This is a genomic window from Litorimonas sp. WD9-15 (genome assembly GCF_050271975.1).
In the GTDB taxonomy this organism is placed as follows: Bacteria; Pseudomonadota; Alphaproteobacteria; order Caulobacterales; family Maricaulaceae; genus Litorimonas.
Genome location: NZ_CP189850.1, coordinates 448883 through 460777 on the forward strand (window position 1 = coordinate 448883; position 11895 = coordinate 460777).

The following is an 11895-nucleotide window of genomic DNA, read 5'->3' on the forward strand; positions in this document are numbered from 1 at the left end:
AAAACGCAAGCGGGAGCAATCCCGCTTTTTTTATGCCTGAAAATAAGATGAAGATAACAAAAATAAAATGGCGGCAGGAGTGCCACCCTGCCGCCGGAATGTCTTGAGCATCGAAAGGAGACGAAAATCAAAAGACTTTTATTGTTACGGTGTGTTGAGGGGATGAGTCAAGTCTCACACTCTGCCCTATGACGATAGCGGATGCGGGCGGATCTCAAATAGAAAAAAGGTGATGCCACTCGGATCAAGCCTCGGCACTTATTTAAAGTTGTATATTGACACAAAGCACTTCTTCAAACTACCAGTGTAATGCAACGGGAGAGGCACATGGATTTTTTGTTTATCGACACGGGTCCATCGGAGATCATTCGACATCTTACAACACCGCCCGCCGCGATTGTCCAACCGGTCGAAGTCGCACCACAGCCCGTCCTCCTCGCGTGTTATGCTTATATTGAGGGCAGCACACCAACAAGCTGCCCACAAACTCCTCGAAGTCCCACCGGCGTCACCGAAACAGGCGCGGGGCAGAGTCCGGATTTCAATCCGCTTAACGAGGAAGGAATGGATGACACCATTTTTGATGAGGAGACGGAAGAAGAACTGTTATGCTATGTGGAGCAAGATGAAGAGCGGGAAATGGATGATGCGGCTCAACGCGCGGCAGAAGAAATTAGGGATATAAATAATAGTGTCGATAATCCAAATAATCTAGAACTTGGGACCTTTGTGCTGCGCTTAGAAGATGGGAGCATCGTATTTGCATCGCCCACATTCGGGGGAAGCACAGGTACAGTTAGATTGGATCAAATGCTCCGTGATGCGCAAAATGAATTTGGGGACATTAATCAATCGAATATTGTTGGTATTGTCCACCTTCACCCTTCGGATACAGGGCCGGGTTTCGTCAATGTAGATAATTTGAATCAATTATCTGCGTTAAATTTTGGAAGCACGTTTCCATCCAGCAGACATACTGGTGGTTTAAGAACGCATCCAATTACAGGCGAACCATATGACCCTTGGGATTGGGCCGCTGGAGAAAGGTTTCTCACTTCGGGCGGGTTACGGACATCGGTGGACGATGTATCGCACTATATATTGGGCCCAGACGGTGTCTTGAGAGAGTATAGCTACTCTGATCCAAACCCTGACGCTCCTGGACAATCCCTCCAAGATCGAATAATTGAGGCAGAGAAAGACGCAGGTAGTGAATGTTAAACTTCAAAAAAACAAGCTTACTTACCCTAATACTAATCTCAACTAATACATCGGCTAATGCCGATTTATTCTTTGATCCTGAAAGATCGGCTCAACTTTCCATTTTAATTCCAGTGGAAAGCGTTCGTCAAACGAGTGAGTATATCTGTGGTGATAGCGCATTATATATATCCGCTTTTGCAGCAACGAGCGATATAAACGGAAGCCGTGCATCTGTGTCGGGTAAAATCGTGTCAGCCAACCAGAGTCACGATATAAGTGAACATTTGACAAAATCTATTAACAGTGACGATCTTATCTATAGGAGTATGAGCGTAAGATGCGGAGAGAGCTCTGGTGCTTTTGAGATAGTGTTTTCTTTAGGCAAATCATTTGAGGGCAACAAAAAAAGTAGAATTGACAGTACATCTATTCAAGTTTTTTCAGATGGATTAGTGCTGGGATCTCGGTCAACGAAACGAAAACCCAAATAGACTTAACGTTTCACCCCGCCGCGATACTCTGCAAACTCTCTACTTCATAATCCCCTTCCGCCAGCGCTTTAATCGCCTCGACAGTAGCCTTGGCCGCAGCTGCGGTCGTGAAATAGGGGGTTTTTTGGGTGAGGGCTGTGCGGCGGAGGGATTTTGAATCCTCTAACGCCTGTTTGCCCGCCGTTGTATTGAAGACGAGCGCAATATCGCCGTTTTTCAGATCGATGAAATATACTCTGGATTGTACATTTACACATAACATCTCCTTAAATTACGAGTGTAATGCAACGGGAGAGGCACATGGATTTTTTGTTTATCGACACGGGTCCATCGGAGATCATTCGACATCTTACAACACCGCCCGCCGCGATTGTCCAACCGGTCGAAGTCGCACCACCGCCTGTCCGCCTCGCGTGTTATGCTTATGTTGAGGGCAGCACACCAACAAGCTGCCCGCAAACTCCTCGAAATCCCACCGGCGTCACCGAAACAGGCGCGGGGCAGAGTCCGGATTTCAATCCGCTTAACGAGGAAGGAATGGATGACACCATTTTTGATGAGGAGACGGAAGAAGAACTGTTATGCTATGTGGAGCAAGATAAAGAGCGGGGGGTGGACCGCCTTGCGCAAGAGTTTAATGAAGCATTACAATCAGATATTTCTGCTGGATTTGCTGAATCGGAATTAGAACATGGGGCGTTAATTGTGACATTCGAAGGTCGTACTTTTATTCTTGCTAGGGTAACAGGAAATGAAAACAGTATACCATTTAGAGTATTGACAGAGGGAGGAACTAGCTTAGCTGCAAATAGCTTGTCTTTTGAACACGTTGTTGGCATCATTCACCGCCACCCGCCTTCTGATCTGTCGACATTGAGCGCAAGAATAGGGGACGATGCATTTAATAGAGGTCCTTCAACTGGCGATCTAGCAACGGCAGAAACTATTAGTCAATTAGGCGGCGGGCAAAATGTTGCAACCTATATCATTTCACCAGATGGAGATTTACTAGAATATGAAGGCTATGTTCAGCCTTCGTGGGCAAGAGAGTCCTATAGTGATGATGAAATAAAAGAATTAATCGAAGCGGCAACAGAAGCTAACCTTCTGGACGCCATGGGAGATTGTATATTATGAAGTTAAATAAAATCGGTCTATCGACAATCGTCTCTATACTTTTAGCTAATAATGCGCTTGCATCAAATTCTTCTGCTGTAAATATAATGACTAGATGTGAATCTGTTACAGGTATATTTCTTTATGAAAATCTAGGCGAAGAAAAATATTTAAATACATATGTTAAATTAGAAGGCGTTTCTAACCCCTACAATTACACTAACCAAATCTCGTCATTTTTCAAAAAACACGGACTGCAATCGAAATTAGAAATTGGTTGCTTAGCAAATGCCGAAGGCATTGCTATACGCTATGAAGATTCAAATAATAACTCCACAATCATACAAATTGATAATGACGGAAGACTTTTAAACTATAAAGAGACGCCTGGCTTTAAAATCAATGTCGAAAAAGCTATAAACATATCGGAAGATTAAAGCTTTTTTTGGCTTACCCCGCCGCAATACTCTGCAAACTCTCCACCTCGTAATCCCCTTCCGCCAGCGCTTTAATCGCCTCTACCGTAGCCTTCGCGGCGGCGGCGGTTGTGAAATAGGGGATTTTTTGGGTGAGGGCTGTGCGGCGGAGGGATTTTGAATCCTCTAGCGCTTGCTTGCCCGCCGTTGTGTTGAACACGAGCGCGATGTCGCCGTTTTTCATGGCATCGACAATATGCGGGCGACCTTCATGGACTTTGCGGACATATTCGACTTCTACACCATTTTCGCGCAGGAATTTCGTTGTCCCGCCCGTGGCGATAATTGTGAACCCAAGCGCGATGAGGTCTTTGGCGAGGCCGACCATGATCGGTTTATGATCTTCGCGCACGGAGATGAAGACTTTGCCTGATTTCGGCAGGTTCACACCGCCGCCAAGCTGACTCTTCGCAAAGGCCAGTCCGAAATTATCGGCCAGTCCCATGACTTCACCCGTGGACCGCATTTCCGGCCCGAGGACTGTGTCCACACCCGGGAAGCGGGCAAAGGGGAAGACGGCTTCTTTCACCGCAATATATTTCTGCGGGCGGAGAGTGAGATCGAAATCCGAGAGTTTCGCGCCCGCCATAACTTTCGCCGCGATATTCGCAACTGGAAGCCCAATGGCTTTCGCGACAAAGGGGACTGTGCGGGACGCTCGCGGGTTCACCTCAATCAGATAAACAACGCCGTCTTTCACGGCGAATTGCGTGTTCATAAACCCAACCACGCCGAGTTCCAGCGCCAGCGCCTCAGCCTGCCGACCCAGTTCCGCGACAATGTCGTCTGATAATGTATAGGGCGGAAGGGAGCAGGCACTGTCGCCGGAATGGACGCCGGCTTCTTCGATATGTTCCATGATACCCGCGACGAAAACTTCTTCCCCGTCACAGATGACGTCGACATCGACTTCCACCGCATCGCGGAGATATTGGTCGATGAGGAGCGGGGATTTGCCGGAAACTTTGACGGCTTCATTGATATAGCGTTTTAATTCCGCATCCGAGTCCACAATCTCCATCCCGCGTCCACCGAGGACGTTGGACGGGCGAAGGACGAGCGGATAACCGACGATATCGGCAGCCGCTTGGGCTTCTTTCGCATTGCGGGCGATGGCGTTATTAGGTTGCTTCAAGCCGAGTGTGTCGACGAGGTCTTTGAACCGTTCCCGGTCTTCCGCACGGTCCAAGGCATCGCGTTTTGTGCCCAATAATGGAATACCATTAGCTTCCAAGGCTTCGGCGAGTTTCAAGGGGGTCTGCCCGCCGAACTGGACGATGACGCCGAGCAGTTCACCGGACTGCATTTCGCCGTGAATTAATTCCAGCACATCTTCTTCGCTGAGCGGTTCAAAATAGAGACGGTCTGAAGTATCGTAATCGGTGGAAACAGTTTCTGGGTTACAATTGACCATGATGGATTCAATATCCATTTCCGCCATGGCATAGGCCGCGTGGCAGCAGCAATAATCAAACTCAATCCCCTGGCCAATGCGGTTAGGGCCGCCCCCGAGGATAACGACTTTCTTGCGGTCAGAGACGCGGGCTTCATTCGCAACTTCACCGCCAAAGCTCGGCATCTCATATGTGGAATACATGTAAGGTGTCTTCGCCGCGAATTCCGCTGCGCAGGTGTCGACGCGTTTATAGACAGGACGGACTCCCGCTTTGTGCCGCGCCTTGCGGACTGCGCGTTCCGCTTTGCCCGTCAATGTTCCGATACGGGCATCAGAAAAGCCTTCGGATTTGATGGCCCGCCATGTTGCGGCGTCCTTAGGTAAACCCTTCTCGGTGAGCCATCTTTCGGCTTTCACAATGGCTTCAAACTGGCGCAGGAACCACGGATCGAAACTCGTGTATTGCTGGACTTTTTCGACAGAGAAACCCGCGCGGAAGGCTTGCGCGATGACGAGAATGCGGTCCGGTGCTTGAATAGAGAGGCGGGATTTCAGAAGGGCAGAAATTTCTTCCGGATCATCCGTGCCCAGATCAATTTCGTCCAGACCTTCCAGATCGGTTTCGAGAGATCGCAGGGCTTTCTGCAAACTCTCCGCAAAGGTCCGGCCAATCGCCATAGCTTCACCGACAGATCGCATAGCCGTTGTCAGGATAGGCTCCGAGCCCGGGAATTTTTCGAAGGCAAAGCGGGGAATTTTAGTGACGACATAATCAATGGTCGGCTCAAATGCGGCAGGCGTTGCGCCCGTGATGTCATTATCCAGTTCATCCAATGTGTAGCCGACGGCGAGTTTCGCCGCGATTTTCGCAATGGGGAAACCTGTCGCTTTGGAGGCCAGCGCCGAGGACCGCGAGACACGCGGATTCATCTCGATCACGACCATACGGCCGTCTTTCGGATTAATACCGAACTGAACATTCGACCCGCCCGTCTCGACGCCAATTTCGCGGAGGACCGCGATGGAGGCATTCCGCATCATCTGGTATTCTTTATCCGTGAGGGTCAGTGCGGGGGCGACTGTAATCGAGTCGCCCGTATGAACACCCATCGGATCAATATTTTCAATCGCGCAGATGATGATGCAATTATCCGCCTTGTCGCGAACAACCTCCATCTCATATTCTTTCCACCCCAACAGGCTCTCATCAATCAGGACTTCATTCGTCGGAGACGCCGCGAGGCCGGAGCGGACGATTTCTTCAAACTCCTGATGATTATAGGCGACGCCTCCACCCGTGCCGCCCATGGTGAATGCCGGACGGATAATGGCGGGCAGTCCCGTTTCAGGGAGTTTGCGAACGGCTTCTGCGACGCCTTCGGCAATATTAGCTTCCCCGTCAGGACCGATCGGAGCCGTAATGATGTTGGCACGGGGATTTTCGAGACCGATCTTCGTCATGGCCTTCGCAAAACGGTCGCGGCTCTCGGCTTTATCAATCACATCCGCTTTCGCACCGATCATTTCGACCCCGTGCTTTTCCAGCGCGCCCATTTCTTCCAGTGCCAGTGCCGTGTTCAGTGCCGTCTGCCCGCCCATTGTCGGCAGCAACGCATCCGGTTTCTCAATCGCGATAATTTTCTCGACAATTTCGGGCGTGATCGGTTCGACATAGGTCGCATCCGCCATGCCCGGATCGGTCATGATCGTGGCAGGGTTCGAGTTAACGAGAATGACGCGATAACCTTCATCGCGGAGCGCTTTGCAGGCCTGCACACCGGAGTAATCAAACTCACAGGCTTGGCCGATAATAATAGGGCCAGCCCCGATGATCAGGATGGAGGAAATGTCGGTCCGTTTAGGCATGAGGCTCGTATCCGTGCGGGCGAAAAAGCAAATTGCTTCGCCATAATGATATGGGCGCAGCCATGCAAGAGAGCGTCGCTGACAAAGGCGTGGAAAAGCGATTTTTCTACGCTCATTCAGGCGCAAAGACTTAAAAGGCCTTCGTTTCGGCTTTGCCTTTCGACTTCGGACGGGTAGTCTGCACTAATAGCGTGGAGAGTGAGCATGGTTTACAGACGGCAATATGGCGGGCAGCGGCCCTCACGGCGAGTCGTCCGCAGACCTGCTCCTGCGCAATTCGGGCGTTCCAGAAGCGGTGGGTCAAGCGTCGCGCGGTCTATGCTGGGCGGCGGGCGGCGACGCGGCGGGTTTCGGTGGCAAATCATGCTGCTCTTCGCGATCGGGGCGGGCATATATTATTTCATGAATCAGGAAACCGTACCCCTGACGGGGCGCAGTCAACTACGAACGATGGAACCGGCGCAGGAAATGCAGCTCGGCCTGCAATCCTATCAACAGATCCTCAGCGATTCGAAAGTCCTGTCGGGCAATGAGCCCGTCGTTCAAGCCGTGCGCCAAATCGGGGACAGGCTGGCCACAACAGCCGACCAGATGCTGGTTGCGGAAACGGGCAAACCATCCGGTTTTGACTGGGCAGTGAATGTTATCGACAGCGAACAAGCCAATGCTTTTGCCCTGCCCGGCGGCTATTCCGCGATCTATACGGGGCTCATTCCGATTGCCGAAAATGAAGACGGTTTGGCGGTCGTCATGGGGCACGAGATCGCGCATGCCCTCGCCCATCACGGCGCGGAGCGAATGGCGCAACAAAATATGCAACGGATTGTCGGCGCAGGGGTCTCCCTCGGAGCGGGCGGAATGGATGCCGGAGCCCAACGTGCGGTCATGGGCGTGTTTGGCGGGATCAGCCAATATGGCTACGCCCTGCCCTTTTCCCGCAAACATGAATCTGAAGCCGATTATATCGGTCTGCTCCTCGTCGCGCGCGCCTGCTATGATCCGCGTGAGGCCCCAAAACTGTGGGAACGTATGGGAGCCAATGCCGGCGCAACACCACCGGAATTTCAAAGCACCCATCCCAGCCCGGAAACCCGCGTCGCGGATTTCAAACGCTGGATGCCGGAAGCGATAGAACTCTACAATTACAACTGCCCGACCAAAATTTCGATACGTTAGTTGCGATGACCAATGAAGACAAATCTGTCGAAAAAAGCATGGGGTGGTTAAGATGGTTTCTAATGGCCGTCGCAATTTCAGGGATAGCCATTTTCACGCTCATCTTTGTAAGTAGCTTTGCAGATAGAGACGATATTCAAAAAGTTGCGGTTTTTGCAATCCAAAGCAAAGTACAGGCCGAAGTCAGTACCCATCACCCAAATATCCAAACCGATAATTTTATTGAGGGGGCAGAGCGCCTGAGAGGTAAATTCGGCGATCGTGGAAAAGCATTTCAGGCCGCATTGGGTGCCAAAGTCGATATCGCAGTGGCGGAAGCAATCTCCCGGTATTTCGAATGCGAAACCGTAACACCCGAGCGTCAATCCGCCGTTACAGGTTTTTTCAAAAACAAGAATGCAACCGCTCTTAAAATTTCCGAAAAACTCGAATCGTTTATCAAAGGAAAATATGACGCGACGGTTTCAGGATTAATCCGCGACATTCGAATTTTCTCGGGCGTCAACATTCTGGCATTCGCCCTCATTCTATTGCTGGCATGGGTGCGCCCCGGCGCACGCTTCCATTTATCACTGCCTGCAGGCTTGTTGCTCATATCGGCTATAGTAACGATCTGCCTTTATATCTTCGGGCAAAATTGGTTTTATACATTGTTACTCGGGAATTTCTGGGGCTTCTCATATATGATATATATGGGCGTTATTTTTGCCCTGACTTTGGACATCACACTTAATCATGGACGAATTACAACGACCATCCTGAACGAAATTTCTAATATTAGTATTTTTCCCTGTTGAGAGTTAGGAAAATGATATGACCGATACCGTTCTTGTTACCGGAATTTCCGGTTTTATTGCCTCCCACGTTGCGGCGGGATTGCTTGCCAAAGGCTATGCCGTGCGGGGGACTGTTCGCAATAAGGTCAAGGGCGAGCGGATTGTTGAGGCGCTGGCAGAACACAGCTCGGACACCTCCCGTTTGGAGTTAGTTGAGGCCGATCTCGACTCGGATGTAGGCTGGAAGACGGCCGTGAAAGATTGCCGTTTCGTTCAACATATCGCGTCACCCTTTCCAATGGATGCCCCCTCTAACCGTGAAGCCCTCGTCCCTGCGGCGCGGGCAGGCGCGATGCGCGTTATTGAACAAGCCATCGGCGCGGGCGCAGAACGCGTCGTGATGACATCCTCCATGGTGTCGATGATGGGACAGCCAGGACGCGGCGAGCATATGCGTGTCAAAGAAGAGGATTGGTCCGATCCGGATTGGAAACCGCTAACGGCCTATCCCGTCTCGAAGACACGGGCGGAATTGGCGGTTTGGGATTATGCGGCGGCGCAGAACGTAAAGGACAGAATCACAACGGTGTGCCCCGGGCTCGTCTTTGGACCAGACACATATGACAATGGTGGAGCTTCGCTCGGTATTATCAAAGGCCTGTTTAGTGGAAAGTTTCCCATGATGCCACGTATTGCCTATCCGGTTGTCGATGTACGCGATTGCGCCTCGCTCCACATCAAAGCGATGACGGCAGAGGCAGCCGGCGGGCGGCGGTTAATAGCGGCGTCCAACACATTATGGATTTCCGATATCGCAGCCATTCTCCGCGAGGCCTATCCCAAAGCCAAACTGCCCACCCGCGAGATGCCGGACTTTATGGTGAAGATCGGCAGTTTCTTCGATACGACAATCAAGAGCATTGTACCGGATGTAGGCGTCTTTCACGAAGCTGACGCCGCTTACGTCACGGCCCTAACGGGCGTCGTCCCACGCCCAGCAAAAGACGCCGTCCTGGCCGCAGCCGGGAGTTTGATGGAGAATGGGCGGATGACAATCTAGTTCTCAGCAGTCTATCCATGGCCCATGCGTGACTTCGTACAAAAATATGAAAAACTCGTACTTTATCTCATAAGAATTCCGACACGCTTTTTGATGATGTATCTTGGAGCCAATGACTCGGGAATAGTGTCAGCTATTCAACTCACTTTATTTAGTTTGTGCCTCATAGCCTGTGTAAAACGCGCCCCGACAACTCTGTTACGTCCCCAAATATTAGCGCATGAGAATTTTCGAACGGGTCAGACAGTTAAACCAAATACGGTATGGCAGCGCCTTGATTGGAACAGATTAAAACTGACCGCGAAGCACTTTGTTAGTGCCTTTGCAATGGCTGCTATATTCTATTCTCTTGGAAAGTTTCTCTTCTAAACCATCGCCGCAAAGCGCTCGAACAGGTAGTAGCTATCCTGCGGGCCAGGGCTAGCCTCGGGGTGGTGTTGAACCGAAAAGACAGGTTTGCCTTTCAGGCGGATGCCGCAATTACTGCCATCAAACAGGCTGAGATGCGTTTCTTCGACTGTATCCGGTAGAGTGTCCTGATCCACGGCAAAGCCATGATTCATGGAGACGATTTCGACTTTTCCGGTTGTGTGGTCTTTTACGGGATGGTTCGCACCGTGATGGCCCTGTTCCATCTTCACAGTTTTTGCGCCCAAGGCGAGGGCCAACATCTGATGCCCAAGACAAATGCCGAGCATGGGCAGATCGGCCTCAACTAATGTCCGGATTGTTGGTAGCGCATACTCACCCGTAGCCGCGGGGTCACCTGGACCATTCGACAGGACAATACCGTCGGGTTTTAGCGCCAAAATATCTTCTGCTGATGTTTTGGCGGACACAGCCGTGACGGCTAGCCCGGCACTTACCAGGTTTCGCATTATGTTTCGCTTCACGCCATAATCAATCAGGACAACCCGTTTTATATTCTCCCGGTTCGTGTAACCCTCGGGAAAAATCCAACTCGCCTCTGTCCATTCAAAACCCGCCTCTGATGTCACGTCCTGCGCGAGGTCAGCCCCGACCAGTCCCGACCAATCTTTGGCATGCGCGACCAAGGCGGGAATATCAAACTGCCCATCGGGCGCATGCGCGATGACACCATTGGGCATACCTGCATCTCGGATATGGGCTGTCAGCGCCCGCGTATCGACACCGGATATTCCGATGATCTTGCGCGCGGCCAGCCAGTCACCCAATTCAGCATCGGACCGCCAGCTTGAAGACGGCGTGACAGCCGCCCGGAAAATCGCGCCACGCGCCGCGATTTCTGCACGCGGGCTGCTAGCCTCTTCATCTTCAATTGTTGTGCCCGTATTCCCAACATGTGGAAACGTGAAACAGACAATTTGCGCCGCATAGGACGGATCCGTCAGGATTTCCTGATAGCCCGTCATTGCGGTATTAAAACAGACTTCGCCAACAGCGCTGCCAATATAGCCAATGCCGTCGCCATAAAACACCTCCCCATTCGCCAGCACGAGGGCGGCAGTTGGAAGACGCGTCGGTGTGTAATCGTTCATGATCGGTGTCCAGCTAACGGGCAGGCAAACTGTCGGAGCTTTTAGAGCCGTTCTGCGGATTCGCAAGCCCCCTGATCGGAAAACACAGGATTATAGCAAACAGCACTCCCTGCTTGGCAAAACAGAAATAGGCGCGTATTAGCAACGACTTCAAGAAAGTGGGTCCGTTGCGGCGGCCCCCGGTTATGATGGATTTTCCATGCCAGCTGCTGATGATATGCGGACCCGTATTAATGACGCCACAAAAACCGCGATGAAGGAAAAAGACCGCCTTCGCGTTTCAACATTGCGCCTGATCACCGCTGCAGTCAAAGATCGTGACATCTCCGCCCGTGCGGAAGATCGTTGCGAGGGCATCACGACGGCCGAAATTTTGTCCCTACTCGCCAAAATGGTCAAGCAGCGCGAGGAAAGTGCCAAGACTTATGAGGACAATGGCCGCCCTGAATTGGCCGAACGCGAACGCGAGGAGATTGAAATCATCCGCGAATTCATGCCGCAGCCCCTATCGGATGAGGAAATGAAAGCCGTCATTGCAGGACTCGTAGAAGAGTCCGGCGCGACCTGTCTCAAAAATATGGGGCAGATTATGGGGCAGTTGAAGAAAGATTATGCCGGACGCGTCGATATGGGTAAAGCAGGGGCTGTCGTGAAACAGCATCTCTGCAGCTAAGACGCTATAAATTTAACCACGCTTTATCTGAATTTGACGCGCATAGGCGGCAGGCACTAGGCCTGCCGATACAATGAATTGTGGAAGCGCCCCACTATTATTCCAATTGTAAACTGGCAGGCCTAGCATCCTCTCGCGAGGG

12 protein-coding genes are annotated in these 11895 nt (G+C 51.3%); 9 read left to right on the forward strand and 3 right to left on the reverse strand.

The features are described 5' to 3' along the window. Nucleotides 1-327: 327 nt before the first annotated feature. Both ACP9M6_RS02180 and ACP9M6_RS02185 read left to right on the forward strand, forming a co-directional pair. Nucleotides 328-1221, forward strand: coding sequence for a hypothetical protein (locus tag ACP9M6_RS02180; protein WP_427453049.1), 894 nt, complete (start codon nucleotides 328-330; stop codon nucleotides 1219-1221). After that, nucleotides 1215-1694, forward strand: coding sequence for a hypothetical protein (locus ACP9M6_RS02185; RefSeq protein ID WP_427453051.1), 480 nt, complete (start codon nucleotides 1215-1217; stop codon nucleotides 1692-1694). The genes ACP9M6_RS02180 and ACP9M6_RS02185 overlap by 7 nt, the downstream gene beginning before the upstream one ends. Before the next feature lie 10 nt (nucleotides 1695-1704). Here ACP9M6_RS02185 and ACP9M6_RS02190 read toward each other — a convergent pair whose 3' ends face one another. Next, on the reverse strand, nucleotides 1705-1956 hold the full coding sequence (locus ACP9M6_RS02190) for a hypothetical protein (RefSeq protein WP_427453052.1): 252 nt from the start codon (nucleotides 1954-1956) through the stop codon (nucleotides 1705-1707). A gap of 38 nt (nucleotides 1957-1994) precedes the next feature. Between ACP9M6_RS02190 and ACP9M6_RS02195 the strand changes: the two genes are divergently transcribed. Beyond that, nucleotides 1995-2831, forward strand: coding sequence for a hypothetical protein (locus ACP9M6_RS02195; RefSeq protein ID WP_427453054.1), 837 nt, complete (start codon nucleotides 1995-1997; stop codon nucleotides 2829-2831). Further along, nucleotides 2828-3247, forward strand: a complete 420-nt coding sequence (locus ACP9M6_RS02200; protein ID WP_427453056.1) for a hypothetical protein — start codon at nucleotides 2828-2830, stop codon at nucleotides 3245-3247. Before ACP9M6_RS02195 ends, ACP9M6_RS02200 begins: the two co-directional genes overlap by 4 nt. Before the next feature lie 13 nt (nucleotides 3248-3260). Here the strand turns inward: ACP9M6_RS02200 and carB are convergent, their stop codons facing one another. After that, on the reverse strand, nucleotides 3261-6548 hold the full coding sequence (gene carB / locus ACP9M6_RS02205; protein WP_427453057.1) for a carbamoyl-phosphate synthase large subunit: 3288 nt from the start codon (nucleotides 6546-6548) through the stop codon (nucleotides 3261-3263). A 204-nt stretch (nucleotides 6549-6752) separates the two neighbouring features. On the opposite strand from carB, the gene ACP9M6_RS02210 reads away from it, so the two are divergent. The 4 genes from ACP9M6_RS02210 to ACP9M6_RS02225 are packed head-to-tail and all read left to right on the forward strand — an operon-like array spanning nucleotide 6753 to nucleotide 9929. Beyond that, entirely contained in the window at nucleotides 6753-7724 is a 972-nt protein-coding gene (locus ACP9M6_RS02210) for a M48 family metallopeptidase (protein ID WP_427453058.1), read from the forward strand. Nucleotides 7725-7729: 5 nt separating this feature from the next. Continuing rightward, nucleotides 7730-8521: a hypothetical protein gene (locus ACP9M6_RS02215; RefSeq protein ID WP_427453060.1), complete on the forward strand. Its 792-nt coding sequence runs from the start codon at nucleotides 7730-7732 to the stop codon at nucleotides 8519-8521. A 16-nt stretch (nucleotides 8522-8537) separates the two neighbouring features. Continuing rightward, nucleotides 8538-9560 (forward strand): NAD-dependent epimerase/dehydratase family protein, encoded by a 1023-nt coding sequence (locus ACP9M6_RS02220; RefSeq protein WP_427453061.1) that lies wholly within the window; start codon nucleotides 8538-8540, stop codon nucleotides 9558-9560. A gap of 24 nt (nucleotides 9561-9584) precedes the next feature. Beyond that, the gene (locus ACP9M6_RS02225) at nucleotides 9585-9929 is read left to right on the forward strand and encodes a hypothetical protein (protein ID WP_427453063.1); all 345 of its coding nucleotides are present in this window, start codon (nucleotides 9585-9587) and stop codon (nucleotides 9927-9929) included. Here ACP9M6_RS02225 and carA read toward each other — a convergent pair. Further along, the gene (carA, locus tag ACP9M6_RS02230) at nucleotides 9926-11080 is read right to left on the reverse strand and encodes a glutamine-hydrolyzing carbamoyl-phosphate synthase small subunit (protein WP_427453065.1); all 1155 of its coding nucleotides are present in this window, start codon (nucleotides 11078-11080) and stop codon (nucleotides 9926-9928) included. The genes ACP9M6_RS02225 and carA overlap by 4 nt on opposite strands. Before the next feature lie 199 nt (nucleotides 11081-11279). Between carA and ACP9M6_RS02235 the strand changes: the two genes are divergently transcribed. Then, nucleotides 11280-11753: a GatB/YqeY domain-containing protein gene (locus ACP9M6_RS02235; protein WP_427453067.1), complete on the forward strand. Its 474-nt coding sequence runs from the start codon at nucleotides 11280-11282 to the stop codon at nucleotides 11751-11753. The last annotated feature ends 142 nt before the right edge of the window (nucleotides 11754-11895 follow it).

What these genes read in the sequence shown, in the direction of transcription:
- carB (WP_427453057.1), bottom strand. Translation starts at nt 6,548, where the DNA reads ATGCCTAAACGGACCGACATTTCCTCCATCCTGATCATCGGGGCTGGC.
- ACP9M6_RS02235 (WP_427453067.1), top strand. Translation starts at nt 11,280, where the DNA reads ATGCCAGCTGCTGATGATATGCGGACCCGTATTAATGACGCCACAAAA.
- ACP9M6_RS02190 (WP_427453052.1), bottom strand. Translation starts at nt 1,956, where the DNA reads ATGTTATGTGTAAATGTACAATCCAGAGTATATTTCATCGATCTGAAA.
- ACP9M6_RS02210 (WP_427453058.1), top strand. Translation starts at nt 6,753, where the DNA reads ATGGTTTACAGACGGCAATATGGCGGGCAGCGGCCCTCACGGCGAGTC.
- ACP9M6_RS02220 (WP_427453061.1), top strand. Translation starts at nt 8,538, where the DNA reads ATGACCGATACCGTTCTTGTTACCGGAATTTCCGGTTTTATTGCCTCC.
- ACP9M6_RS02200 (WP_427453056.1), top strand. Translation starts at nt 2,828, where the DNA reads ATGAAGTTAAATAAAATCGGTCTATCGACAATCGTCTCTATACTTTTA.
- ACP9M6_RS02195 (WP_427453054.1), top strand. Translation starts at nt 1,995, where the DNA reads ATGGATTTTTTGTTTATCGACACGGGTCCATCGGAGATCATTCGACAT.
- ACP9M6_RS02185 (WP_427453051.1), top strand. Translation starts at nt 1,215, where the DNA reads ATGTTAAACTTCAAAAAAACAAGCTTACTTACCCTAATACTAATCTCA.
- ACP9M6_RS02225 (WP_427453063.1), top strand. Translation starts at nt 9,585, where the DNA reads ATGCGTGACTTCGTACAAAAATATGAAAAACTCGTACTTTATCTCATA.
- carA (WP_427453065.1), bottom strand. Translation starts at nt 11,080, where the DNA reads ATGAACGATTACACACCGACGCGTCTTCCAACTGCCGCCCTCGTGCTG.
- ACP9M6_RS02180 (WP_427453049.1), top strand. Translation starts at nt 328, where the DNA reads ATGGATTTTTTGTTTATCGACACGGGTCCATCGGAGATCATTCGACAT.
- ACP9M6_RS02215 (WP_427453060.1), top strand. Translation starts at nt 7,730, where the DNA reads ATGACCAATGAAGACAAATCTGTCGAAAAAAGCATGGGGTGGTTAAGA.